The following is a 21,386-nucleotide window of genomic DNA, read 5'->3' as shown; positions in this document are numbered from 1 at the left end:
TCAGGGCACCGGAGTGGAACGCCGACGTAGATCGACAGGTTGTCCGTCGGACGGGAACGGCAGGGATGTGAAGTTGAGTGGGGCGACATAGTCGGCGTCGACGTGCCAGTCGAAGCGTAGGAGTAGGTGATGCACGATTGCTTTGATCTCGGCACCGGCGAAATGCATTCCGAGGCATTTGTGCACACCACCGCCGAAGGGCTCCCACGCGAATCGATGCACCTTGTCTTCGCGTCGATGCTCCGCGAAGCGGTCGGGATCGAAACGCTCGGGATCAGGCCAGTACTGCGACATGTGGTGGGTGAAATGAGGAGCAACCGCGGTATACGTTCCCGCAGGCACGAAGTGCCCCTGCACTTGGGTATCGCGGATCGCTCGGCGCGCCATAACCGGTACCGGAGAGACGATTCGGAGACATTCCTTCATGACCAGATCAAGGCTGGCCAGTCCGTCGAGATCTGCATAACTCGGCGTCGACGTCCCCAACGCGAGCGACTCCGCCCGGCACCTGTCCTGCCACTGTGGGTGTTGGCCCAGGTATTGCATCATCGTGGAGATGGTGATCGTGGAGGTGTCGTGCGCGGCCATCAGGAGGAAAATCATATGGTCGATCACCTCGTCATCACTGAAGCGTTGTCCCGCTTCGGATTCGATGTGACACAGCACGGAGAACAAGTCGTCGGTTTCGCGATTTCGACGCGCCGGTAGGTATCGACGAAAGAAAGCTTCCAGGACTCGGCGGCCGTCCAGCCCACGCTTCCATCGAGTCCCGGGTACGGGATAGCGGACCAACGAGGTTGCCGCCTGAACGCAATCGACGAAAGCCTTTTTCACCGCCGATATTTCGCTTTCGCTACTTCCTTCCACCCCGCCCATGAAGATGTCGGTGGCGAGATCGAGGGTGAGCGTTTTCAGTGCCGCATAGGCACGAAATCCGTCAGTGGGCGTCCATGCGTCGAGCGCCGAGTCGATCGCCGGGTTGAGAACGTCGACAGTCTTCTCGAGTCGTGATCGGGTGAACGCCTGCTGCATGATTCGACGATGTCGTAGATGTTCGTCCGAATCGAGAAGCATAAGCCCACCGTGAAAGAAGGGGCCGATAAGGACCGACCAGCCGTCACTGTTGACGAATGCTCGATCTTTGTTCTGCAGCACTTCTTGGCACGCGTCAGGTCCGAGAACAGCGATCCAACGCCGACCGACCATCGAAAACCAGGAGACCTCGCCGTAACGATCCCAGTTCTCTTGCATCAAGGCGAGCGGATCACGGATGTACTCGAGTGCGTGCCCGACGAAGGGCAGCCCTGAGCGGCCCGAAACCGGGTGCAACTGCGAGTGTGCGGGTGGGCGAGCCAGGATCTTGGACACTATGACCTCTACTCCCGTTCTATCTGACATTGCATCCTGTCAGATGTATGTAGTCTGCGTCACACCTGCTGCGTCTGTCAATATCGACCTATGACTCCTCCGATGCCGCGTCGATATGCCGGCCTGAGCGGCGATCAGCGGGCAGCGCTGCGGCGGGAAAGCTTGCTAGAGGCAGGGCTGGAAGTATTTGCTGCCGCAGGTAATCGCGGCGCCACGATGACCGCAATTTGCGCCCAGGCCAAGTTGACGGAGCGATACTTTTACGAAAGCTTCACCAGCAGAGACGAACTGCTGCAGAAGGTATTGGACAAAATCGCCGACGAGGTCCGCGACGCGGGCCTGGCCGCGCTTCGAGCGAGCACCGGGACGCTCGAGCAACGCGTACGAAATGCGATCGCGTCGTTTGTCACCCTCCTCACCGACGATCCCCGCAAGGGGCGTGTGGCAATGATCGAATCCGCTGCATACGAACCCCTCCGCGCACACCGGCGCGCGGTACTGCACGGCTTCGCGCAAATGGTCGCGGACGAAGCCACGCGAATGTACGGCGACCGAGCGTGGCCGCCACATCAAGGTCAGATCAACGGACTGCTGTTCGTGGGCGGCCTTGCCGAACTGGTCACCGCGTGGTTGAACGAGGAGATCTCCATTACGCCCAAGGAGATCGTCGAGGCGGCAACATACCAATTCACGTCCACCGCACACCGTTGAGAGACAGCCGATCCGGTTACTGCCCCATCACACCGGGTAACTAGCGTCAGGCGCAATACTTGTCCCCATGAGTGAACGCGCAGACATACCCGGAACTGACCCCGCGCAGTTTCGGGTGCACGTCGCATCTCAAGCGATCCGGTTGTTCTCGGAGAACGGCTACGAAGCCACCACCGTCGAGCAGATTGCCATTGCTGCCGGGGTATCGCGTCGCACGTTCTTTCGGCAGTTCCGTTCCAAGGAAGACGTGATCTTTGCCGATCACGAATCGCTTCTCACGCATGTCGCGCAGTTCCTGTCCACCGAATCCGCGGACCCGTGGGCATCAGTCTGCGAAGCTGCCGGACTGGTCTTCGACTTCTTCCAGCAGAACCGCGATCTGTCGATGCGGCGATATCGCGTCGTGCAGCATGTTCCCGCTCTCCGCGACCGCGAACTGGTCACCGGGTTCCGGTACGAGCGACTTTTTGTCGACTATCTGCGGAGCGCTGTCCCCCGCGAACCGGTGCTAGAGGTTGTCGGATTCGCGGCCGCTGTCACCGCGTGCCACAACTATCTCTTGCGCAGCATGATCAAGGGCGATTCCGACGCAACGGCCGATGCACTACGCCTAGCGCTGCTGAATGTGCGTCGTACGTACGGCGTGGCCCCTGGTTCCAAGACCAGCACCCCTGAAGAGAAGTCTGTGCTGGTAGTAGCATTTCCGCCGGGCACTTCGGCCGACGAGATCAGCAGGAAAATTCACGAACAACTCGGCTGACACGCATCGTGCACCACAACGTCACACTCCGTTTCCTTGACCTGGCACTGAGTGCCGTGTTTGACTGACGTCATTGGCACCAGTCCGCCGACGAGCCATGCTGGTTCTGTTGGCGCCGTTCGATCCACCTTCCATCAAGGAGTGCTCCCATGGCCGGAAACCCAGACTTCAATCTCTTCTCTCTGAACGAAGAGCACGACGAACTGCGGGCCGCTATCCGCGGACTCTCCGAGAAGGAAATCGCGCCGCACGCCAAGGACGTCGACGAGAACGCCCGGTTCCCCGAGGAAGCACTCACCGCGCTCAACGCGTCGGGCTTCAACGCCATCCACGTCCCGGAGGCCTACGACGGCCAGGGCGCCGATTCCGTTGCCACCTGCATCGTCATCGAAGAAGTTGCCCGCGTCTGCGGCTCCTCCTCACTTATCCCCGCCGTCAACAAGCTCGGCACCATGGGCCTGATCCTCAAGGGCTCCGAAGAGCTCAAGGCCAAGGTTCTCCCGGACCTCGTGAACGGCGGAATGGCGTCGTACGCACTGTCCGAGCGCGAAGCCGGATCCGACGCAGCCGCCATGCGCACCCGCGCAAAGGCCGACGGCGACGACTGGATCCTCAACGGCTCCAAGTGCTGGATCACCAACGGCGGCAAGTCCACCTGGTACACCGTCATGGCTGTCACCGATCCGGACAAGGGTGCAAACGGCATCTCCTCCTTCATGGTCCACAAGGACGACGAGGGCTTTGTCGTCGGACCGAAGGAAAAGAAGCTCGGCATCAAGGGCTCCCCCACTGCTGAGCTGTACTTCGAGAACTGCCGCATCCCCGGCGACCGCATCATCGGCGCACCGGGCACCGGCTTCAAGACGGCACTCGAAACCCTCGACCACACGCGTCCCACCATCGGTGCACAGGCCGTCGGCCTTGCTCAGGGCGCCCTCGACGCGGCATTGGCTTACACCAAGGATCGCAAGCAGTTCGGCAAGTCCATCAGCGACTTCCAGGCTGTGCAGTTCATGCTCGCCGACATGGCAATGAAGGTCGAAGCCGCACGTCTGATGGTTTACACCTCCGCTGCTCGCGCAGAGCGCGGTGAGAAGAACCTCGGCTTCATCTCCGCTGCAGCCAAGTGCTTTGCATCCGACGTTGCCATGGAGGTCACCACCGACGCCGTTCAGCTGTTCGGCGGCGCCGGTTACACCACCGACTTCCCCGTCGAGCGCATGATGCGCGACGCCAAGATCACGCAGATCTACGAAGGCACGAATCAGATCCAGCGCGTCGTGATGTCGCGTGCGCTGTTGAAGTAAGGCACTTCGCGCCCCTGTGCGCCTTTCTGGTAGTTCTGACTACCGGAACGGCGCACAGGGGCTTGCCCCTAATTTTGAGGAGAATTGTGGAACTTGTAGGCGTAATCGGCGGCGGCACCATGGGTGCCGGCATTGCCGAGGTATGTGCAAAAGCCGGTAGCTCGGTACTGGTGCTCGAAACCAAGGAAGAATTTGCCGCTTCCGCACGCGAGCGGATCGCCAAGTCGATCAACCGCGGCGTAGCCAAGGGCAAGATCACCCAGGAAGAAGCAGACGCCGCCATCGCTCGCGTCCGCGTCACCCTGGACATGGAAGAGTTCGCCGATCGCGATCTGGTGATCGAGGCTGCTCCCGAGATCGAAGCCCTCAAGTACGAGATCTTCAGCAAGCTCGACAAGATCGTGAAGCCGGCCGGCATCCTGGCGACCAACACGTCGTCGATCCCCGTCATCAAGATCGCCAAGGCCACCTCGCGCCCCGGCCAGGTTGTCGGCGTTCACTTCTTCAACCCCGTGCCGGTCATGCCGCTCGTCGAGATCGTGGTCAGCCTGACCACGTCCGAAGAGACTGTCCTCGCGGTCACCGACTACGCGAAGAACACGTTGCGCAAGAAGACAGTTCGGGCGGGCGACCGTTCGGGCTTCATCGTCAACGCACTGCTCATCCCGTACCTGTGCCAGGCAATCCGGATGCTCGATTCCGGTTACGCCACCGCCGAAGACATCGACGAGGCAATGAAGGGCGGCTGCGGTTACCCGATGGGCCCGCTGACGCTCCTCGACACCGTCGGCCTCGATGTTGCTCTCGCAGCGGCAGAGTCGCTGTACGCAGAGTTCGCCGAGCCGCACTACGCTCCCCCGGCACTGCTGCGCCGCATGGTCGACGCCGGCCGCCTCGGCAAGAAGACCGGTCGCGGCTTCTACGACTACGCGTAACCTGTTCGGCATTTGCATTCGGCCCCATACTTTTTCGAAGGTGTGGGGCCGAAAGTCTTTCTGTATCCTTCAGCTCTCGTAGGCAGACTTGTTGAATCTCTCCAACAATGTGACGAACGTCGACACATCCTCTGGAGACCAATCGCCGATCGCGGCGGCGATCCGATCACGATTCACCCTGCTCGCCTCACCGAACTTTGCCGCAGCGTCCGGCGTCGGAGAGAACAGCGAGACCCGGCCGTCATCCGGATCGGATTCGGACACCACGTAGCCCTGCTTGGTAAGAGCAGTCAGATTTCGACTCACGACACTTCGATCCAAACCTGTAACCGCGATGACGGCCGCGGGAGACACCGGAAACATGTCGACGACGCGCGTCATGATGACAAAAGCAGCGGGAGTCATCTCCGGTACAGCCGCACCCGCGTCGGCGATCAGCGTCTTCCGGGAACCTTGCACCAGTCGCCGGATCGCCCATTGAATCGCGTGAATATCAGCTTCAGGTTTTGTCGACCTCACCTGGTCAGCATAGGACCTTCCACGTCACCCGTTCCGCAATATAGTTGCTGAAATCAACTAAATGTGATTGACTTCGGTCACATACTTTGACGGCTAGGCGAGGAACCCCATGACGGAATCGACCGGCGAAAGCGGACCAGCGCCGACAATGTCTCGACGCCAAGTGAACGAAGCATTCGGCGGAATCCTCATCGGAATGCTTGTCGCCGTGTTGTCGACGTCGGTGATCAACACGTCCCTCCCGCGCATCGTCACCGATCTCCATGGCGATCAGACGACCCTTACCTGGGTCGTCACCGGATCACTGCTCGCAGTCACCGTCTGCACACCGATCTGGGGCAAGCTGGCCGACCTCTTCAGCCGTCGACTTCTCCTGCACATCGCGCTCCTGATCTTCATGGTCGGCTCACTTGCGGCCGGTTTCGCGAGTGAACCCACACTGATGATCGCAGCGCGGCTGGTTCAGGGAATCGGAACCGGCGGGCTGATCACCCTCTCTCAGATCGCTATCTCGGACATCATCAGCCCTCGCGAACGCGGCAAGTACATGGGCGTCCTCGGGGCCGTCGTCGTGGCAGGCACCGCCGGCGGACCCCTCGTGGGCGGCCTCGTCACCGATACCATCGGCTGGCGTTGGAACTTCTACATCGTCATCCCCTTTGCGGTAGTCGCGATGATCGTCATCCAGTTGAAGCTCATCCTGCCGAGACGAAAGGGCACCGGACGGATCGACTACATCGGATCGGTCCTTCTCACTGCCGCGATCTCGACACTCCTCATCTGGCTCTCGCTCGGCGGCAAGATATTCGAGTGGAACTCCGCAGTGTCCTGGTGCATGGGCATCGGCACCGCGGTGCTGATTGCCGTGACGCTGGTTGTCGAGAGCAAGGTGAAGTACCCCGTACTCCCCCTGCATATGTTCCGCGGAAAAACCTTCACGCTGTCGATCGTGGCCAGCGTGTGCGTCGGGATAGTCCTCTACAGCGTCGCCATCTTCATCAGCCAGTACATGCAACTCAGCCGCGGCGCATCGGCCACCGGAGCTGGCCTGATCACGCTCCCCCAGGTCGCAGGCAACCTCATCGCATCCACTGTCGTGGGTGGGCTCATCTCGCGCACCGGGCACTGGAAACCATGGCTGATCACGGGAGCATCTCTACTTACCGTGGCCAGCATCCTGCTCTCGACCTTGCGAGTCGACACCAATATCGTCGTGCTCTTTCTTGCTTTACCGCTCGTCGGTCTCGCCCTCGGCATGCTGCTGCAGAACCTTGTCCTTGTTGTACAAAATGCCACGGACGTGCGCGAGATCGGCGCGGCCAGCTCGGCCGCCGCATTCTTCCGCAGCTTGGGCGGCGTCCTTGGTGTGACGATGCTCGGAGCAGCCCTCTCTGCGCGAGTCGATACCGAAATCGAGAACGGGCTACAAGAATCCGGTATCGCGAGATCGGCAAGCGGACTGACGGAGGGGGCACTCCCGAACATCGACACGTTGTCAGATCCGGTACGCGACATCGTCGAATCGGCATACGGGCAGGGAGTCGGGGAGGTATTCCTCATTTCGATTCCGTTTGCCGTCATTGCCCTGATCTGCGTCATCTTCCTCCCGAATGCCGTTCTCGGCACCAAGACCGGTATCGAGCAACTAGCGGACATCGAGCAAGACGAGCCGGCGGGCGCCTCCACTACCCTCAAGGTTCCGTAGTCGCATCACCACTCACACGGCCGGTATCGTCGTGGCCATGGCCCAACTACCTCCCGACGCGATCAGTGTCCGCGTGGACAGTTGGACGTGGGCTGTCCGCCTCTTCAAGACCCGGTCCCAGGCTGCGGCGTCGTGCCGATCCGGCCATGTGCGGGTGAACGGAACTTCGGCAAAAGCTGCTCAGCAAGTGAAAGCCGGCGACGAGGTTCGGGTACGCGTTTCGGGCGTCGAACGCATCGTGGTCGTGGTCAAGCCCATCACCAAACGAGTTGGCGCAGTGCTGGTCGACGATTGCTTGAAGGACATTTCACCGCCGCCCCCACCCCCGGAATTGCTGGCGTCGATACCGATGCGCGATCGCGGAGCGGGCCGCCCCACCAAACGTGAACGACGCGATCTCGAGAAACTACGGGGCATCGATCTCTGAACTTCGATGGCGTCAATCTCCGCATAACCATTGACATTTCTGCCCGGTGACGCGAAAGTCGAAACATGACAACATGCGTTGTCATGTCCGCGCGAGAGACAGAGGTCACCGGAATGACCAACGATGCAGATACGGTTTCCGAGAAGTCGGTCAGCAATCCCGAGCCGCGAACACTTCGAACTGCTCCCATCGGACCCGGCTCCCTGACGTGGTTGCACTTCGGCGACATTCGCGGCTTGCTGTACCTCGCACGCGCTGGAACCCTTCAGAATATGCATCCAGCGGTCAGCGGTGCGCTGCAAGATCATTCGAACTTCTTCACCGATCCTCTCGATCGGCTGTTCCGCTCGCTCCCCCCCATTTACGGAGTTGTGTACGACCGGAACGATCACGGCACCGGAACGCTCGTCCGCAACTTTCACACCGAACTCAAGGGAACCGACGAAACCGGCCGACGGTATCACGCACTGGCTCCGGACACTTTCTGGTGGACCCACGTTACGTTCTTCGAGGTAATCCTCGATTTCAACGAGCGGTTTGCGTACAAGAAATTCACCGAAGAACAGAAGGATCAACTCGTCCGCGAAGCCGTAACGTGGTGGCGCTGTTACGGTCTCACTGATCGGCCGGCTTTCGACAACTACGCGAGCTTTCACGCATACTGGGAAGACATGCTCGACAATCAGTTGATCAATACCCACACCACCAAGTGGTCGACACGCGTCGCCGAACACCGAATCGCCCCACCACCCAAGGTGCCACGTTGGGCGTGGACGCTCATCTCGCGCCCGACGGTTGCTGCCTCGAACTGGATCTGCAAGGCACTGATGCCCGACAAGGCACGTCAGACCCTCGAATGGGAATGGACTGCGCGAGATGAGCGCATATACGTCTGGTTCGCGCGCTTTCTGACGTTGTCGGATCGTTTCTGGCATCTTCTGCCACTTCGCGCACGATATGCACCACGCGCGTATGCCGGGATCCGCAATCACGGCCTCGAAACAGGCTGACGCAGAACCGTCTTGAGCTTCTCGGGCTGCGTCCGGCGTGCATCACTGAGGTAGATCTCGTGATGATCACCGTTGAAACTCAGATTGTTCGCCGGAATGAAGGTGTGGTGCAGGCGATCCAAGGTCGGAGCTTCGTCGTCGTACGACCCGATGTGGAGGATCTGCACAGACAGGCCCTCCTCCAGTTCGAGGAACCGCACCTTGTCGAGAGCTGCGAGGTTCTTCTTTGCACCGACTGCGGTAATCGAGGCAGTGAGTTCGGCTGACGTGATCCACTCCGGTTGCGAGATCATCATCGTCCAGTCCCACGACGCTTTGTCGCACGTTACGAACGCCTCGGGGTCGTCGGCCCGCCACAATCCTTCGAGCGGTCCCACCACATAGTCCCGGTCCAGTTCCTTCTTGCTCGCAAATTTGGTGGCATAGGACACTGCATAGAGCGCTTCGAGCGCCTCGGAGTACTCGGTGGCGGTATTGGGATCACCGTGGCCATCGACGGCAAAGTAACTGAAACGCGGCACGGTCACCAGCGAAAAATCGCGCCGACTCGGTGCATACAGTTCCTTGTATGCCTTTTTGACGTCGAACTTTTCCATGTGCCACCCACCTGGTCTCGGGTCGAGTTCCAACGCCTCGCAACCTATCCGAAGGTACCGACGTCCAAATAGCGGACCGCCGTCCCCTTGTTAATAGACCACTGGACCTTTACTCTGGACGGGGTGACTACACCACCGGCGACCGAAGTTGCCCACGTCCAGCGCCGCAAGCCACTGAGGATCGTCGCCATCAGCGCGATCGTCGCCTCGATCTTGGCATTGCTGTTCGCCTATCCCTGGTGGAGCTTGGTCATTCGACCGGACTGGCCGGGCGCCGTGACGATTATCGGCACCGTCGTGTTTGCTGCCCTCCTGATCGCCCTGCCCGCCAGCATGGTGCTGAGCAACGGACACACCGATCGTGATCGACTTCGACTGGTCGGCGATGCGCTCCTCGGAATCATCTGGGTCGTGTTCGTCTGGACATTGCTCGGCGAGGTCTTGCGGCTCGGCCTACTCGTCGGCGGGGTGGAGAACCCACTTCGCGCACGCGTTGTTGCCGTTGCGGCACTGATCATCTCGGCAGCTCTACTGATCTGGGGTTATCGCGAAGCGATGCGATTGCCACGGATCAAGCACGTGGACGTCACGATTCCGCGCCTCGGCGCCGGCATGGACAAGCTTCGTGTCGTCGCAATCACCGACACCCATTTCGGTCCGATCAACCGGGCGAAGTGGTCGTCTCGGGTTGTTGCCGCCGTCAACGAACTCGACGCGGACATCGTGGCCCATGTCGGAGACATCGCCGACGGAACAGTCGAGCAGCGACGCAACCAAACGTCTCCGCTCGCTTCGGTGGATGCCAGGCTTGCCCGCGTCTACGTGACCGGCAATCACGAGTACTTCCACGAGGCACAGGAGTGGCTCGACTACATGACGTCGATCGGCTGGGACTCGCTCCACAACCGCCACATCGTTGTCACCAAAGGCGGCGACAGCCTGGTGATCGCCGGCGTCGACGACGCCACCGCATTGGGGTCGCGACTGGAAGGGCACGGGGCGAACTTCGAGGACGCATTGACAGGAGCCGATCCTGAACTGCCCATCCTGATGCTCGCCCATCAACCGAAGCAGGTTCCCCAATCCGCTTCTGCCGGAGTTGATCTACAGCTGGCCGGACACACCCATGGCGGTCAGATCTGGCCCTTCAACTTCCTGGTCAAACTCGATCAACCGTCAGTGTCCGGACTCACCCGTCACGGCGAACGCACCCAGCTGTACACGAGCCGTGGCACAGGATTCTGGGGCCCACCGTTCCGAGTCTTCGCGCCGAGCGAGATCACCGTACTGACCTTGCACAGCTCCTGAGATGTCAGTCAGCTCGTTCGGGTTGCCGCCCGTGCCGACAACCCGACGAGTTGATTGACCAGACCTTCCCGGAGCCCCGTGGCAAACATTTCCGCGGCGGGTGGTGCGTGCATCTCACCCAGAACAACAGCCATAGACTTTGCCGGTTCAGCGTATGGCCACATTCCTGCGACGATCACCAGAGTTGCCTTGGCAAAATGTGCCGCGTCCTCATCTGCAAGATCAGGCAATTGCGAATGCACAAGTGATGCAAGCCGAGTCGTGTTGACCGCTGCACGTTTCTTGAAGTCGCGGGCAAAGTCCTCCGAAATGTTCTTCTCCAGAACACTCCCCATCACGCTCAGCAGTTCGCACAGCAAACGCTGAGGGACAAGCGATTCCGCGATGGTCGACGCCAGATGGATCTCGGCGGCAAACGGCGAGCTGTCGTCGGTCGGGATCACCGACGATTCCAGCTCGTCGAGCCATGCCACCCAGTTCTCGTCCAGGACTTCCAGGAAGATGGCCTCACGACTGTCGAAGTACCGCAGCACATTCGACTTTGCCAGTCCGACGGTTTCACTGAGTTCACGCAAACTGATGTCTGCAACGGACCTGGATCCGAGTAGAGCGCGGGCGGTGTCGAGAATGGCGCATCGCCGAGCCTCGATCTGCTCCGGTTTGCGCGCGCGCTGAAATCCGTGAGTCGCCACCATCCGGCCAGAATATCAGACCACCAGTCTATTGTTATCTGCCCAGCGAATCAGTTCTCCGACGGAGAGCGCCGCGGCAGAGCACTCCTCGACGCCAATTCGCGGCGTAGCGCATCAGTGTCGACGGACGTGAGATCGACGCCGTGCGCCCGCGTAGCCAATGATCGAACCTCCTCGGCCAGATCCGCCACCTGTTCCGACGTCACGCAGTGCGGCGGTTCACCGACTTCGACTATTCGTTCATCGGGGAAGTCTGACACCACCGCCTGCGCCGGGACGGCAAACCCCTTTCGGTTACACAGGTTCAGCGCTCAGAATCCTCAGAGCCTCCGGCACTGCTTCGATCGTGATCGGTAGCGGCCCCACTCGGTCACCGTCGGCGTAAGCGATGATGCCCTCGGAGATGAGCCGGACCTTCTTGGATCGGTACGTCGACACCGCGTCCAGATGGATGTGCGTTCCCTTGTAGACCCGCGGAAAGAGGCGCACCAGACGCAGCCGTGAACCATGCCCGACAACAGTCAGATCCAGCAAACCGTCGGTCTTGGATGCACCAGGCGTAATGAGCATGCCGCCGCCGTAGGATCGCCCGTTACCGACTGCCACGAGCGTCGCGTCCACGGTGATCACCTCGTCGTCGAGTTCGATCCGGTACGGCAGCGGCCGCATCTTCGCCAGTTCGGCAAGCATCGCCAGGTTGTAGCGCATTCGCCCCTTGGGCCAGGTCATCTTGTTCGCGCGCTCGCTGACCAACGAGTCGAAGCCACTGGCGATGATCGTGCCGGACCACACAACGGACCCGTCGGCCAGCGTGATCTTCGCGAGGTCTGACTGCTGCACGATTCCGTTGGCAATCACGTCAGCGGCAGCTTCGGGATCACCTGTGGGAATACCGAATTCGCGGGCGTGATCATTTCCCGTGCCCGCCGGAATGAGTCCGATCGGCGTGTCGGTCAGCGCCGCCGCTTGCAGCCCGATGCTGATGGCACCGTCTCCACCGACCACCACGAGAGCGTCGGTACCGTCTTCGATCGCCCGACGCGCCAATTTCTTGGCGTCGTCAGCATCAGTGCCGATGATCTCGGTGACGGCAACTCCACGTTCACGCAGTCGCGCAACACCTTTGCGGCCGGCTGTGGGCGCATGCCCATGTCCCGCCATCGGATTGATCAGGACGGTTACCTTCTCGATCTGACTGCGGGTTTGGCTCAAGGAATCAGCTTTCCAGGATTGAGGATGCCGGCGGGGTCCACTGCATTCTTTACTGCGCGAAGAATATTCGCGCCCAATTCACCGATTTCGTCCTTCATCCACGGCCGATGGTCCGCACCGACAGCGTGATGATGAGTAATCGTGCCACCGGCAGCGATGATGGCGTCGCCGGCTGCTGTCTTGGCCTTATGCCACTGAGCAATCGGATCTTCGGTCTGAGCGCACACCACGGTGAAGTACAGGGATGCACCGGTCTTGTACGTGTGCGAAATATGGCACATCACAAGCGGCTGGGTGCCCTGCTCGACCAATGCCTTGGTCAATGCCTCTGTTACCGACGAGCGCAGGTTCGCAAGATTGCCCCACGTCGTTGCCGTCTCGAGAGTTTCGCACAGCGCGCCGACGTCGAGCAGTGCGTCACGCAAATACGGTGCATCGAACCGTCCGTGTTCCCAACTGTTTCCAGGCTCAGCGCCGAGAGACGTTCCGCCGTGCGCGGTGAGAATTGCGCGGGCTTCTGCCATTCGCTCTGCGGTATGCGAGGCCGTGCCTTCATAGGTGGTGATGCCGAGGCAGCCACCCGTGAAGGCATTTTCGCCGATCTTGTCGGTGGTCGCCAGGTTCACCCCGCTCTCGGCTTCGTCCGACAACCGCAGCACTGTCGGCGCTGACCCTTCCTGGACGAGCTCGCGCAATGCTGCTGCGCCGGTAGCGAAGTCGGGGAAACTCCATCCCTCCCGAACCGTCGTCTCCGGAAGTCGGTGAACCCGCACTCGCACATGCGTAATGACGCCGAAAGTACCCTCGGAGCCGACAAACAGTTCCCCGAGATCAGGACCCGCGGCCGATGCCGGCGCTCTACCGGTCTCGAGCACACCACTCGGAGTGACCACAGTGAGACCCTGGACCATATCCTCGAAACGTCCGTAACCGGCCGACGCCTGTCCCGAGGAACGCGTCGCCGCGAAACCACCGAGCGTGGCAAAGAGGAAACTTTGCGGGAAGTGTCCGACGGAGAAGCCGTGCTCGTGCAGTAATTCCTCGGCGCGCGGTCCCGTTGTTCCGCCGCCGAACGTGGCGATGCCGGATTCCTCGTCCAGTGAGACAAGCTGATCGAACCGTCGAAGATCAAGAGAAAGTACCGCGTCGAACCCGTCCCGGATGGGATCCAATCCGCCGACGACGCTGGTACCGCCGCCGAACGGCACTACGGCAATCTTGTTGGCCCCGCAGTACCGCAGAACCTGCTCCACCTCGGCGTCCGTGCCGGGTGTGACTACTGCATCCGGCGCGTCCTGGGGCTCGGTGCTTCGGCGGCGCAACAAGTCCGGGGTGCTCTTGCCACCGGCTCGAAGAATCCGATCCGAATCCTCGGTAGTTATGTACTCCGCGCCGACCACGTCAGCCAGCGCGTCGACGTGCGCCTGAGACAGAGCGGACGGCGTCACTCGCACGTCCCCAATGGCCAGTCGGGATTGCTTCGGGGCCGATACACCAAGAAATCCGGTCAGCAAAGCTACGACCGCGTCCGACAGCTCACGCTTCTTCGCTGGATCGCCCCACGCGTCCCATTGCATCGGCGGTTGCAAGGCAGATTTCTCGGTACTCATGCCTACCAGTGTTACACATCAGTGTGATGTGTAAACATAGGTGGGTCGATCATCCCATTGTCTTGGAACCGTCGATCGCTTCGCGAAGTATGTCCGCATGGCCTGCATGCTGGGCAGTCTCGGCAATGATGTGGAGCAGCGTACGCCGGGCCGACCAGCGCGCACCAGGCTCGAACCACGGCGCAGACGGCAGCGGATGCGAGATGTCGAGACTGTCCAAGGATGCCACCAACTCATCCGTCCTCGCCGCGATCTGCTCATATTCGGCCACAATGCCGGCCAAGGTCTCGTCTCCCACCATGGCAAACTCGTCCACGCGCGCCTGAAGCATCTCCGGCGTGAATTTCGCCGGATCAACATCCCCACCCATACCGGATGGGCCTTCCAGGATGAAATCCACACATCCCCGCTCGGTGTGGGCCACATGCTTGATCAATCCGCCGAGGCACAGTTCACTCACGGTGGGCCGCGACGCTGCCTGTTCGTCGGTCAAGCCCCGAACAGTGACAAGCAGAAACCCGCGATGCTCGCGCAAGGTCTGGATAAGGTCCGCGCGCTCGCCTGTGAGGGTGCTGGTCGATGCGTTCATCGGTTCGTCCTTTGTTTGTGGGATCTTGCCTGTGAAAACAACGGTAGAACCCATTGCGGACAGAAACGGTCCTCATTAGAACTTCTCCACAAAAAAACTCCCGACATCCGCCGATGAAGGCGGATGCCGGGAGTTCAACCGAACTGGAACGAAGATCAGACGGTGCGAGCCAAACGGTCAGCCAGCAGGCGCGTGAAGTGGGCCGGATCGCTCAACTCGCCACCCTCGGCGAGCAATGCCATCCCGTACAACAATTGCGCTGTCTCCGTAAGGTTTTCAGCAGAACCATCTGCCGCCTGCGCATCGCGCAGACCCGTTACGAGAGGATGCGACGGGTTGAGTTCGAGGATCCGCTTACTGTGCGGAACCGGCTGACCCGACGCCCGGTACATCTTCTCGAGCGTCGGCGACATACTGAATGCGTCGCCGACGATGCAGGCAGCCGACGTGGTGAGTCGCGTCGAGAGTCGCGTCTCCTTGATGTCGTCTGACAAGGTTTCGGTCAGCCACGTCAGCAGCGCACCGAATTCCTTTTCCTTCTCCTCACGTTCAGCCTCGGCTGCCTTCTTCTCGTCCTCGGTGTCGAGGTCGACCTCACCCTTGGCGATCGACTGGAAGGTCTTGCCGTCGAAGTCCGAAACAGCGTCGACCCACATCTCGTCGACCGGATCGGTGAGAACCAGAACCTCGAGGCCCTTGGCCTTGAAAGCCTCCATGTGCGGGGAGCTTTCGATGAGGTGGCGAGATTCGCCGGTCATGAAGTAGATCTGTTCCTGACCGTCCTTCATGCGCTCGACGTACTCGGCGAGAGTGGTCACGCCGTCTTCACTGTTGGTCGAGGCGAAAGATGAGATGTCGAGCAACGTCTTACGGTTGTCGGCATCGGCCATCAGGCCTTCTTTGAGCGCGCGGCCGAATTCGGTCCAGAAGGTCGAGTACTTTTCGGGCTCGTTTGCCTTCATGTCCTTGATCGTCGAGAGGACCTTCTTGGTCAGTCGACGACGGATCGCCGAAATCTGACGGTCTTGCTGCAGAATTTCTCGAGAGACGTTGAGCGAGAGGTCTTGTGCGTCAACAACACCCTTGACGAAACGCAGGTAGTCGGGCACCAACTCTTCGCAGTCGTCCATGATGAAGACGCGCTTGACGTACAGATGGATGCCGGCCTTGCGCTCACGCATGAAGAGATCGAACGGCGCCGTCGACGGAATGAACAGCAGCGCTTGGTATTCAAAAGTACCTTCGGCCTTCATCGGGATGACCTCGAGCGGCTCGTCCCACGCATGGCTGACGTGCTTGTAGAACTCCTTGTACTCCTCCTCGGACACGTCGTCCTTGGAGCGAGTCCACAGAGCCTTCATCGAGTTGATGGTCTCGGTCTCGATGGTGACCTCGGGCTCTTCACCCTCGGCCGGCGTCGACGTGCGAGCGACATCCATGCGGATGGGCCACGCGATGAAGTCGGAGTACTTCTTGACCAGTTCCTTGATCTTCCATTCCGACGTGTAGTCGTGCAGGCCGTTCTCGGAATCCTCGGGCATCAGATGCAGTGTCACGGAGCTGCCCTGCGGCGCCTCGTTCACATGCTCGAGCGTGTACGTGCCTTCGCCAGTCGACTCCCAGCGCGTCGCGTGGTCTTCACCGGCGCGGCGGGTCAGCAGCGTCACCTTGTCCGCGACCATGAACGTGGAGTAGAAACCGATACCGAACTGGCCGATCAGTTCCTCGGAAGCTGCGGCATCCTTTGCTTCCTTGAGCTTGCGACGGACCTCGGCGGTGCCGGACTTCGCGAGCGTGCCGATCAGGTCGACGACCTCGTCACGCGACATACCAATGCCGTTGTCGCGGATCGTGAGCGTGCGTGCGTCCTTGTCGATGTCGATCTCGATGTGGAGATCGGAGACATCGACGTTGAGGTCTTTGTCCTGGTATGCCTCGAGACGGAGTTTGTCCAGCGCGTCCGAAGCGTTGGAGATCAACTCACGAAGGAAACTGTCCTTGTTCGAATAGATTGAATGAACCATCAAATCCAGCAGCTGACGTGTTTCTGCTTGGAACTCGAGCTGCTCGGTATGCGCGGTCACTTCGATCCCCTTCTCTTCTCGTTACTGGTCACAGGGATTTTACTTGACCTCGGATGCCCGGGATCAGGCCATGCGAATCACTAGGTGTACCTCTGCAAACAATCTGCGATCAATAACCACGCACAGCAGACACTTCGGGGAGTTCGCGGCCGTGATGGGCCATGGCCTGCGCGTACAGGCGTCCGGCGCGGTACGACGAGCGAACGAGCGGTCCGGCCATGACGCCGGCGAAACCCATCTCTTCTGCAGCCTTGGAGTGCTCGACGAACTCTTCGGGCTTGACCCACCGCTCGACGGGGTGGTGCCGCGGTGAGGGACGCAGGTACTGGGTGATGGTGAGGATGTCGCAACCGGCAGCGTGCAGATCGGCCATCGCTTCGGTGACCTCTTCGGGGGTTTCGCCCATGCCGAGGATGAGGTTGGACTTGGTGACCAGTCCGTATTCGCGGGCGGCGGTGATGACGTCGAGGCTGCGCTGGTACCGGAAAGCTGGGCGGATCCGCTTGAAGATGCGGGGGACGGTCTCGAGGTTGTGCGCGAGTACCTCGGGGCGGGAGGCGAAGACCTCGTCGAGAAGTTCGGGTTTGCCGTTGAAGTCGGGAACCAGGTTCTCGACGCCGGTGCCCGGGTTGAGTTCGTGGATCTTGCGGACGGTTTCGGCGTAGAGCCAGGCGCCGCCGTCGGGGAGGTCGTCGCGGGCGACGCCGGTGATCGTGGAGTATCGAAGTCCCATGGCGTGAACGCTTTCGGCGACGCGGCGGGGTTCGTCGCGGTCGAGGGCGTCGGGCTTGCCGGTGTCGATCTGGCAGAAGTCGCAGCGGCGGGTGCACTGCTCGCCGCCGATGAGGAAGGTGGCTTCGCGGTCTTCCCAGCATTCGTAGATGTTGGGGCAGCCTGCTTCTTCGCAGACGGTGTGCAAACCTTCGCGCTTGACCAGGCCCTTGAGCTCCGAGTACTCGGGGCCCATTTTTGCGCGGGTCTTGATCCAGTTGGGTTTGCGTTCGATGGGTGTCTCCGCGTTTCGGATCTCGAGGCGGAGCAGCTTACGTCCCTCCCCGAGGGTTCGACCGTCGTGCGTCACGACTTTCCTCCAAACATTCGTAGGATCTGTGTCATCGCGAGAGTGCATAGGATGCGGCAAGATGACTGCCTTCCAAGGCTGCAATTGCGCGGGTGATCAATGGTTGCACCAAGGCCGATACGTCATCGAATCTATTTGTGCTCGAGAGCCATTCGCTTCTCTGTTCGCACAGTTCGAGTACACGCGCCGCAACCTCGAGAAACCCCACGGAGTAGAACCATGGCAAAACGCGTGTATCGACGTCGAAGTTGACTGCCCGTCGATACCGAGACAGCAACCCTTCGAATGCAGGGTATCCGAAATGAACTGAGGGGCAACCCGATACAACACTGGGAATCCCTCTCAATCCCGCCCAGAAAACGTAGGCGATTCCGATATCCAATAGCGGGTCACCAAAACCGACTCGACGCCAATCTGTCACCGCACGCAATACTGGGGAGTCATCGAGGTCGAAAATCGTACGATCTAGACGATATTCGCCATGGAGCAAGCACGGCTTCCGTGGTGCCGGCACCGATCGCGCAAGAGAATCCAGGAGGGCATTCAACGCGGGTCTCACACTCAATTCGTACCGAGCGAGCCTCAATCCGATCTCGGACACATAGTTGCGCAGGTCCCGGCACGCCCAAAGGACAGAACTAACGCCGCCGATGCCGAACTCGAGCGAATGAATCCTGGCAAGCGTGTCGGCAAATGCGTTCGCTACCAGGATTCTCGCGCCGATCTCGACGTCTGCTAATTGAATATCAGTCCGCAGCGAGGCCCCCCGCACCCGTCGAGAGACGAGCAATCCGGAAGCTTCGTCCAAGTAGACAAGGAGAGGTACCGGAATGCCGCTCATCTCGAGTGTGTGCAGTGCAGTTGCCTCTGCTCGAATTCCCTGTGTTCCAAAGCCGCGGTCACCGCTCGACGGACAGCGAAGGATCCAAGCTCCTTCATCGCTGGTCAAGGAATACGTCTGACCAGGGGGTGAGCTGGAAACCTCGTTTGCACTGAATCGTGCGTACTGATCCAACTCCCCGCAGTCGATCAGACGCAGTCGAACCTCACCGATATCGAATGGGAGTTGCCTTGCCACCAGTCATCCCCATTCGGCATCGATTCATTTCGTCGTGAAGCCCGCACCGCTATCGATGAAGGCGCAATTCTCGTGACGCGACAACCATGCGATGGACCTCGTCGGCGCCGTCGATGAAACGCATAGTCCGAGCCTGCGCCCACAACATCGCCAGCGGATAGTCCTGCGTCATTCCGCCGGCGCCATGCACTTGAATTGCCTTGTCGATCACCCAGCCCACAGCATCCGGGGCAGCCACCTTGATAGCCGAAATTTCCGTACGCGCCTCGCGCGCCCCAACTGTGTCGATCAACCAGGCAGTCCGCAGAACGAACAACCGCAACTGATCGATCTTTACCCGGGACTGCGCGATCCAATGCTGAATAATCCCCTGATCCGCTAACGACTTACCGAAAGCCTCACGCTCGTTCGCCCGACGACACATCAACTCGATCGCACGCTCCGCCATCCCGATCATGCGCATGCAGTGATGAATCCGCCCTGGACCGAGCCTCGCCTGCGCCAGCGCCTGTCCTCGACCACGCTCGCCGAGCATGTGGTCCTTGGGAACAAGCACGTCCTCGAAATGCACCTCCGCGTGACCGCCATGGGCACCGTGAGTGAAGCCGAACATCTTCAGCCCCCGGACAATACGCACACCGGGAGTCTCACGCGGAATCAGAACCAAACTGTGGCGCGACCGCGGATCCGCATCAGGATCCGACACCCCCATAACGATCAACAACGCACAATCGCTGCTCATCGCGCCGGTCGACCACCACTTACGTCCATTGATCCTCCAACAATCACCCTCATCAGTGATTGAGCAGGTCAAGTTCGCGGGATCAGACGACGACACGTCCGGCTCCGTCATGCAATACGCCGACCTGATGTCACCGTTCAACAACGGATCGAGCCACCGATGTTTCTGCGCATCAGTCCCGAACAGCGTCAGCAACTCCATGTTCCCGGTATCGGGCGGGTTGCAGTTGAACGCTTCCGGCGCAACCTCAGGACTCCAACCCGTCACCTCGGCCAATGGTGCGTACTGCAGATTGGACAGTCCCGCACCGCGCGGATCGTGCGGAAGAAACAAATTCCACAACCCACTCGCCTTCGCCTGCTTCTTCAGATCCGCCATCACCGCCGGACGCTCCCACTGCCGATCCCCTACTTCCGGGTTGTCGTGGAAGAAATGCTCTGCAGGAAAAACGAACTCGTCCATGAATGCCGACGCGCGTTCCTTCAAATCAATAGTCTTCGCGTCGAACTCGAAGTCCATGTCACACACCTTTACCCTTCGTGGGCCGAGTACGACCGAGATCAGAAATTACTGTTTCACAACAATTTTCGGCTACGCAAGTGCCGAAAGCCCGCGCTCTGCCAAAGGAACGACCATCGAGCCGATGTCCTCGAAACCGTCGCCGACTGTTTCCCCATTGACGAAGCGAAGATGGATGCCTTCCAGAATCACTGCCATCTTGTAGAATGCAAAGCCCGAATACCACTGCAGCGCATCGATATCGAACCCAGTGCTTAGGGAATATCTTTCGACAAGGTCGTCGAACGAGGGGAAACCCTCATGCGCAGAAGGCGTCCCGGCAATCGGATTATCGATACCCGCCCATCCCGACCAGAACAGATGGACTAAACCCAAGTCTGTCAACGGATCACCCAGTGTTGACATCTCCCAATCCAGCACTCCGACGATGTCCGACGGGGCACCTAACCGAACAATCATGTTGTCGAATCGAAAGTCGCCGTGAACGATCGAGGTTGCAGACTGCCCCGGAATCGACGACGCGACCCGCGCCCCTAGTTTTTCCAACATCGGAAGATCGCGGGACTTCGACGACGCCAACTGCTTGCTCCATCGCCTCACCTGGCGCTCGAGGTATCCCTCCGGCTTACCGAAACCAGACAAACCCAGGCTACGAAAGTCTTGCGTGTGCAGTGCAGCCAGGCAATCGACGTAGCGATGCGCCAACTCGGAGCGATTGCCCTCGTCCACGGAAGCGAAGTCGTCATCGGTTCGCAACACCTGACCTTCGATCTTGTCCATGACGTAGAAGCTTCCACCCGATGTCGCGTCGAACTCCTCGGAGAACACGATCCGCGGAACTGGGACAGCACTTTCCGCGAGGGCTCGCTGAACGGTCACTTCCCGACCCATGTCGTGAGCAGTCTCCAGACGGTGACCGATCGGCGGACGACGCAGAATCCATCTTCTCGACTTACTCGCCAACTCGAACGTCAGGTTGGATCGACCGCCTGCCAGTAATCGCACAGTCAGTTCCTCGCCCGTACCCAACTCGCCCATCGCTATCAGCCTGGACCGAACCAAGTCGGCGTTGAACTGCTCGCTCTCCGCTATTGATTCAACCTCATTCATGACAACGTCCTCATCCCATAGTC

The 21,386-nt window shown here is 60.1% G+C and carries 21 protein-coding genes; 8 read left to right on the top strand and 13 right to left on the bottom strand.

Features of this window, described 5'->3' with window-relative positions; all coding sequences use genetic code 11:
- Entirely contained in the window at positions 1-1,368 is a 1,368-nt protein-coding gene (locus C7T36_RS25515; RefSeq protein WP_084702909.1) for a cytochrome P450, read from the bottom strand.
- 90 nt (positions 1,369-1,458) lie between these two features.
- Here C7T36_RS25515 and C7T36_RS25510 point away from each other — a divergent pair, with 90 nt between their 5' ends.
- From C7T36_RS25510 to C7T36_RS25495, 4 genes are all read left to right on the top strand, one after another.
- Positions 1,459-2,079 carry a TetR/AcrR family transcriptional regulator gene (locus C7T36_RS25510; protein ID WP_033232369.1) on the top strand — a complete coding sequence of 207 codons (621 nt, stop codon included), beginning with the start codon at positions 1,459-1,461 and terminating at the stop codon, positions 2,077-2,079.
- 67 nt (positions 2,080-2,146) lie between these two features.
- Positions 2,147-2,839: a TetR family transcriptional regulator gene (locus C7T36_RS25505; protein WP_045068616.1), complete on the top strand. Its 693-nt coding sequence runs from the start codon at positions 2,147-2,149 to the stop codon at positions 2,837-2,839.
- Positions 2,840-2,988: 149 nt separating this feature from the next.
- Positions 2,989-4,146 (top strand): acyl-CoA dehydrogenase, encoded by a 1,158-nt coding sequence (locus tag C7T36_RS25500; RefSeq protein WP_045068613.1) that lies wholly within the window; start codon positions 2,989-2,991, stop codon positions 4,144-4,146.
- A gap of 86 nt (positions 4,147-4,232) precedes the next feature.
- Positions 4,233-5,081, top strand: a complete 849-nt coding sequence (locus C7T36_RS25495) for a 3-hydroxybutyryl-CoA dehydrogenase (protein ID WP_045068611.1) — start codon at positions 4,233-4,235, stop codon at positions 5,079-5,081.
- Positions 5,082-5,150: 69 nt separating this feature from the next.
- Here the strand turns inward: C7T36_RS25495 and C7T36_RS25490 are convergent, their stop codons facing one another.
- Positions 5,151-5,600, bottom strand: a complete 450-nt coding sequence (locus C7T36_RS25490) for a MarR family winged helix-turn-helix transcriptional regulator (RefSeq protein ID WP_033232373.1) — start codon at positions 5,598-5,600, stop codon at positions 5,151-5,153.
- Positions 5,601-5,709: 109 nt separating this feature from the next.
- Here C7T36_RS25490 and C7T36_RS25485 point away from each other — a divergent pair, with 109 nt between their 5' ends.
- The 3 genes from C7T36_RS25485 (at position 5,710) to C7T36_RS25475 (ending at position 8,742) form a co-directional block, all read left to right on the top strand.
- A complete protein-coding gene (locus C7T36_RS25485; protein ID WP_052683574.1) occupies positions 5,710-7,305 on the top strand; it encodes an MFS transporter in 1,596 nt (531 codons plus the stop codon).
- Positions 7,306-7,342: 37 nt separating this feature from the next.
- Positions 7,343-7,732 (top strand): RNA-binding S4 domain-containing protein, encoded by a 390-nt coding sequence (locus C7T36_RS25480; RefSeq protein WP_033232374.1) that lies wholly within the window; start codon positions 7,343-7,345, stop codon positions 7,730-7,732.
- 113 nt (positions 7,733-7,845) lie between these two features.
- Positions 7,846-8,742 carry an oxygenase MpaB family protein gene (locus tag C7T36_RS25475; protein WP_045069665.1) on the top strand — a complete coding sequence of 299 codons (897 nt, stop codon included), beginning with the start codon at positions 7,846-7,848 and terminating at the stop codon, positions 8,740-8,742.
- Here C7T36_RS25475 and C7T36_RS25470 read toward each other — a convergent pair.
- Positions 8,721-9,338: a GyrI-like domain-containing protein gene (locus tag C7T36_RS25470; RefSeq protein ID WP_045068608.1), complete on the bottom strand. Its 618-nt coding sequence runs from the start codon at positions 9,336-9,338 to the stop codon at positions 8,721-8,723. The genes C7T36_RS25475 and C7T36_RS25470 overlap by 22 nt on opposite strands.
- A 123-nt stretch (positions 9,339-9,461) precedes the next feature.
- Here C7T36_RS25470 and C7T36_RS25465 point away from each other — a divergent pair, with 123 nt between their 5' ends.
- Complete coding sequence (locus C7T36_RS25465; RefSeq protein ID WP_045068605.1) at positions 9,462-10,646, top strand: metallophosphoesterase; 1,185 nt, start codon at positions 9,462-9,464, stop codon at positions 10,644-10,646.
- 8 nt (positions 10,647-10,654) lie between these two features.
- Here C7T36_RS25465 and C7T36_RS25460 read toward each other — a convergent pair whose 3' ends face one another.
- The 10 genes from C7T36_RS25460 to C7T36_RS25415 all read right to left on the bottom strand — a co-directional run bounded on the left by C7T36_RS25460 (position 10,655) and on the right by C7T36_RS25415 (position 21,363).
- Entirely contained in the window at positions 10,655-11,341 is a 687-nt protein-coding gene (locus C7T36_RS25460) for a TetR/AcrR family transcriptional regulator (RefSeq protein WP_045068603.1), read from the bottom strand.
- A 47-nt stretch (positions 11,342-11,388) separates the two neighbouring features.
- Positions 11,389-11,601 carry a hypothetical protein gene (locus C7T36_RS25455; RefSeq protein ID WP_045068600.1) on the bottom strand — a complete coding sequence of 71 codons (213 nt, stop codon included), beginning with the start codon at positions 11,599-11,601 and terminating at the stop codon, positions 11,389-11,391.
- 31 nt (positions 11,602-11,632) lie between these two features.
- Entirely contained in the window at positions 11,633-12,550 is a 918-nt protein-coding gene (locus tag C7T36_RS25450; RefSeq protein ID WP_084702907.1) for a diacylglycerol kinase, read from the bottom strand.
- Positions 12,547-14,160, bottom strand: a complete 1,614-nt coding sequence (locus tag C7T36_RS25445; protein WP_375129425.1) for an FAD-binding oxidoreductase — start codon at positions 14,158-14,160, stop codon at positions 12,547-12,549. The genes C7T36_RS25450 and C7T36_RS25445 overlap by 4 nt, the downstream gene beginning before the upstream one ends.
- 49 nt (positions 14,161-14,209) lie before the next feature.
- Positions 14,210-14,749, bottom strand: a complete 540-nt coding sequence (locus C7T36_RS25440; protein ID WP_045069662.1) for a DinB family protein — start codon at positions 14,747-14,749, stop codon at positions 14,210-14,212.
- A gap of 155 nt (positions 14,750-14,904) precedes the next feature.
- Entirely contained in the window at positions 14,905-16,833 is a 1,929-nt protein-coding gene (gene htpG, locus C7T36_RS25435) for a molecular chaperone HtpG (RefSeq protein ID WP_045068594.1), read from the bottom strand.
- Positions 16,834-16,942: 109 nt separating this feature from the next.
- Positions 16,943-17,914, bottom strand: a complete 972-nt coding sequence (lipA, locus tag C7T36_RS25430; RefSeq protein WP_045068592.1) for a lipoyl synthase — start codon at positions 17,912-17,914, stop codon at positions 16,943-16,945.
- Positions 17,915-17,945: 31 nt separating this feature from the next.
- Positions 17,946-18,992 (bottom strand): phosphotransferase family protein, encoded by a 1,047-nt coding sequence (locus C7T36_RS30830; RefSeq protein ID WP_045068589.1) that lies wholly within the window; start codon positions 18,990-18,992, stop codon positions 17,946-17,948.
- A 49-nt stretch (positions 18,993-19,041) separates the two neighbouring features.
- Entirely contained in the window at positions 19,042-20,253 is a 1,212-nt protein-coding gene (locus tag C7T36_RS25420; RefSeq protein ID WP_045068587.1) for an acyl-CoA dehydrogenase family protein, read from the bottom strand.
- Between the two features lie 72 nt (positions 20,254-20,325).
- Complete coding sequence (locus tag C7T36_RS25415; protein WP_045068584.1) at positions 20,326-21,363, bottom strand: phosphotransferase family protein; 1,038 nt, start codon at positions 21,361-21,363, stop codon at positions 20,326-20,328.
- Positions 21,364-21,386 lie beyond the last annotated feature (23 nt).

This window comes from Rhodococcus sp. AD45-ID (assembly GCF_003023755.1).
Classification (GTDB): Bacteria; Actinomycetota; Actinomycetes; order Mycobacteriales; family Mycobacteriaceae; genus Rhodococcus_F; species Rhodococcus_F globerula.
This window is presented reverse-complemented; position numbering and strand designations above follow the sequence as displayed.